The 3,161-nt window shown below is 39.8% G+C and carries 1 protein-coding gene and 2 pseudogenes; all 3 read right to left on the bottom strand.

What is annotated here, in order from left to right; all coding sequences use genetic code 11:
- Positions 1 to 1,047: pseudogene (locus tag HMPREF9018_RS10550) on the bottom strand (RHS repeat-associated core domain-containing protein); the annotation flags it as partial.
- 486 nt (positions 1,048 to 1,533) lie between these two features.
- Complete coding sequence (locus HMPREF9018_RS01055; protein WP_232724621.1) at positions 1,534 to 2,091, bottom strand: hypothetical protein; 558 nt, start codon at positions 2,089 to 2,091, stop codon at positions 1,534 to 1,536.
- A gap of 604 nt (positions 2,092 to 2,695) precedes the next feature.
- Positions 2,696 to 3,161: pseudogene (locus tag HMPREF9018_RS01060) on the bottom strand (RHS repeat domain-containing protein); the annotation flags it as partial.

The following is a 3,161-nucleotide window of genomic DNA, read 5'->3' on the forward strand; positions in this document are numbered from 1 at the left end:
ATCATAACCTATCTTGTTCACATAATCGTAGCCATAGGACTTGTAACCACGCACGTGGTCTACCTGCCCACCGAGGTTGTAACCGTAGGTTACTTTCTCCTCATCGGGATAAATCATTTCCAATAGGCGGTTATGGCTGTCATACTTCCACTGTGTGATGTAGGTTGCCACAGCCTGATTAGGTACAATCAGCGTGCGTACCGTCTTCAAGACCTCACCCATCTTACCGTAGTAATACTCGATCGCACCACTCCCGTCCTCACGAAGCATCAATCTGCCGATACGGTTGTAAGAAGAGTTGATACCACCGTAATGGTACTTCACGTTATTTTCCGGATGGTCGGGATAGTTGATTGCCGCCAGACGGCCGTAGTCATACTCGTAATTGATGGTCTTGCCCTCCTTTTTGAGGTTGGCTGTCTGCTTGGTTATCACATTGCCCAAAGCATCGTAGGTAAAGGTGGTGATACCGCTTGCTGGGTGGTTTACCTCTGTGCGACGGTCGCCCATATCATAGACGGATGTCGTTACGTTGCCCTCGGTGTCTGTTACCTTGACCAATCGGTCGATGCCATCATATTCGAAAGAAGTGGTAATGATACCATCAGGTCCGCTGAGTTGCTCGGTCTTCACCGTCTTGCCACTACCATCGGTATAGGTTGCCTGACGATTACCCAACGCATCAGTTACAGTCGTTACGAGTGCATTGCTACCTGCGTCCGTAGAGTATTCCGTCTTGGTCTCAGCATTGTCCGGAAGTGTTACTTTCATGGCACGGTCAAGCACGTCATAAACCGTTACGGTTGGCGACACATTGTCAAATGCCTTGTTGAAAGTTGTCTTGTTTCCCACAGCTTCGGTTACAGGGTAGTAAGCCTTAGCCACACGACCGAAAGCGTCATAGACATTGCGTCCGCTGACAATCATCACGGTCTCGTCCTTGGGGGCAGGCTGCAGCCCGAAGAGAGCATTGATTTGCGAGTCGATGATGAGCCGCTGTTTATTTGTTTTTATCGTATTGACGTAAAGATTGAGAACTATTCGCAAAATTAAAACATATCATCTGAAAAAACAAGTAAATCACTTATTATTTGCAATTTACGTTTTCCGACTGAACATCCATAAACCGTCAACAAAAAAGACATGAACAAACTATTTTCTTTTACAAACTCCTTCTCGTGGCTGCGATATTTTCAACGACAAAATATTTTGCCAGAAATATGCGAAATTTGGTCGATTTTCAAATGGCTGATAATCAGTATATTGAGAAAATGAGTAAAAAGCGAGTTTGCGAAAGGATAGAGATGGCAGCGCGGTTGCTATATAATCACGCTGCGGTTTGGTAGCAAAAGGCAGAGGATTTATCCCCGCCTTTATGCTTATTATTGAAAAACTTTTGAAAATCAGGTGATTGATTTGACAACTCCTGGTTTGAAGCATTACCGTGTGTTACCCTTATATAGGTGGTGAGATATACCTTCGTACAATTTTTTATTCTACCATATAATACTAAATAATGATTATATCCCATTATTATTTTACCCTTACTAAGACTTTAGACATTTCTTTCTTTTTAATTATTTTATTTATCTGATCTTTTTTATAATCAGAAGGAATACCAAATTGCCGTATCCCCTTATCTAATTGTAAAATATCATATGGCAAATAATTGTAATAGAAAGATTTCCATTTTAGAAGATACACTGTCTTATTACTAAGAATATAAGGGTGATATTTTCTATCACTTTGTTTTATCCAACACTGATTATTTATTCCATTAAGACACAAATTCTGATTTCCAACATTTACATATATTATTGGTGTGTATGAGTTTGAATAATTATGAGTTGGTTTAGCATTTATTATATCGTCTTTAATTTGTTTGAACATAGTAGAGGTTATAAATATTGTATCATCGTATACATTGGTCTTACATTTGCTATCGAGGTCAGTACAATCAAACTGTCTATATGGTTCTATATTACCACAAAAATAAAAAATAGTAATTTCCTGCTTATGGCGGTAATTGCAACTAAAAAGAAATAATGTGCATATTATAAGCATATAATATATATATCTTTTATTGTTCATATTGAGTCTTTGTTTGTAGCATGTATTCGCAGGAAGCGAATACATGCTATGTGTGTTATTTTGAAGGTGTAGTAGAAGTCGGACTGGCGGTTCGATAACTTGTTCCTCTGTGATTTCTTCGAACCGCCTCTTTATTACCTTTTGCTGTTTGAGCTTCACTCCCTGTAATTACTCTGCGTTCTTCCTTGTTGTCATAGTTAGAATCGCCCATCTGCCGTCTTTCTACATGTTGTTTGTGGTTATTTGCATCATCTACAGCATGATCCATTTCGTGCTCAAGAGCTGTTGCTGCAGACTGTTTACCACCTTCCGTTGTTTTAAGCCCTTGCCTTGATTCCCAATAAACGGTTGGTTGTCTATCTCCACCGGAATAATATGTTTCATCATTTTGAGAATCTGAAACATAAATTTCATATTTGTGATTACTTACGGCTTGAATTGTCTTTTTTCCACCACCATGTTTGGCATTATATAAATATGCTTGAATAAAATCCTTCACATATTGATTATTGGGTATTTTAATACTTTTCTTTCCATGAAATCCACTAAAACGGAATAATTGATCTCTTCCATGTTTGTCCTTATACCATATAAGAACATCTTTTCCATCAGGATCAATTAATTTAATTGGATTATCCATGACATAGCAATAACTACTTACATTTGGATATTTATCCTGTTTGGGATCCGCACTCATCCACAAACTCAACCTCGGCTCATAGTATCTCGCACCATAGTAGTACATACCTGTCTCCTCATCAAATTCTTTTGCGTTGAAGAGGTAAGGGGTATTCCATGTGTTGTTGCGTTCTTCAATGAACACCTCACCGAACGGCACATACTCGATGTGCTGCGAAACTTCGCCATCAAGGTTGGTGATGTAGCTACTGCTACCCAAATGGTCGGGATGGTAGTAGAACTGCATCTTTTCGTAGTCGTCGTTAGGCTTGAAGTTGCCGTTTGCAGCCCTTGTGCGTGCCATAGCCCTTGCCTGTGCTGCCTCCGGCGTACCATCATTGCAGCAGAAGCCTTGACCGTTTACGTAGTCATCGTTGTCCTTACCATTATAT

Source organism: Prevotella amnii CRIS 21A-A (assembly GCF_000177355.1).
GTDB lineage: Bacteria > Bacteroidota > Bacteroidia > Bacteroidales > Bacteroidaceae > Prevotella > Prevotella amnii.

Coding starts and splice junctions, on each gene's coding strand:
- HMPREF9018_RS01055 (WP_232724621.1), bottom strand. CDS start 2,091: ATGAACAATAAAAGATATATATATTATATGCTTATAATATGCACATTA.